This is a genomic window from Candidatus Macondimonas diazotrophica, from assembly GCF_004684205.1.
Lineage (GTDB): Bacteria > Pseudomonadota > Gammaproteobacteria > UBA5335 > UBA5335 > Macondimonas > Macondimonas diazotrophica.
The window spans coordinates 1-1,057 of record NZ_SRIO01000068.1; the positions used below are offsets into that span (position 1 = coordinate 1).

Consider the following 1,057-nt stretch of genomic DNA (forward strand, 5'->3'; position numbering starts at 1 on the left):
AACCGATAGCCAATCCGGGATAGAGTCCATGCGTTTTTTCAGGTCTCCGACCGCGCTGAACCTGCTGGCCTCATCCATCGACAAATCAAGCGTTCTGCATTCAGTGGTCATTGATATGCGCTCCGTTGATTCTAGCGTGGACGTCATCCGAATTTGGGCACACGTCCTCGCACCTGGCCTTCCACCGATCAAGGATCATGTTTGTGGCTGACAAGTTCTGAATCTGTTGCTCGCAGTGCTCGTGCGCTTTGCGGATTTCTGATATGTCCTGCATGACCATCCTGTAAAATGCGTCCTGCCGGCCTGAAAGCGTGTCTTCTTTCCGCCAAGCTCGATACAGCAAAATCAGGATCACTACCGCGAACACTATTCCGGCTGGAGAAACCCCAGCATCTTGAAGCGCCGAGACAACCGCCGTGATAAACCCTATCTCCATTTGATGCCGCTCCGGTCGAGCGCACGCGAAACCCAGCCTAAATAAAATTTGATCTGTGATCGATCCTCAATCACCGTCGACGTGTGATCCGCAATGCGAGTAAGCGCCATCCTGGCGGAAAAAAGAGCTTGATCCATCCCGTTTACTGCTGATGCAGTTTTCGGCCCAAGTTGGCCGTCAGCGAGCGCGCCAGACGCTAACTGAGCCCACATAACCGACTTTCTGGTTCCGAAAAGAACCCCGCAATCCATGATAGTTTCTGCTTTTTCAGCAGACTCGATCAGGTCAAGGTTCATGCGCCGCCAAAAATTTTGGTGGTAGAACTCGCTGACCATTTCATGATCAGGAAGAACCCCGCGATCAACGAGCTTCCATCCTTGCCAACTCGGCCAGAAGCGTCGAGAAATTCCAGCGTATGTCTGCTTCCCCCGATCATTTTTGACGTTGATCAGCTTGAGTCCGCCCTCAGTCTCAATCACTTCGTCGATAATCGCCGCTGCATTTGGGGTCATAATTCTTCCACCAGATCAGCCGTCCAAGTTGTCGGGCCAGATTGTTTGATGTCGGCGATTGCCCAGCGTTTCGGCTCTCGGCTCCATGCGGCCCACTCAGCGCCGTGCG

Annotated in this window: 1 protein-coding gene; it reads right to left on the reverse strand. The window is 53.1% G+C overall.

What is annotated here, in order from left to right; genetic code table 11:
• Nucleotides 1-426 precede the first annotated feature (426 nt).
• Nucleotides 427-948 (reverse strand): glycosyl hydrolase 108 family protein, encoded by a 522-nt coding sequence (locus tag E4680_RS13895; RefSeq protein ID WP_135283024.1) that lies wholly within the window; start codon nucleotides 946-948, stop codon nucleotides 427-429.
• Between the last annotated feature and the right edge of the window lie 109 nt (nucleotides 949-1,057).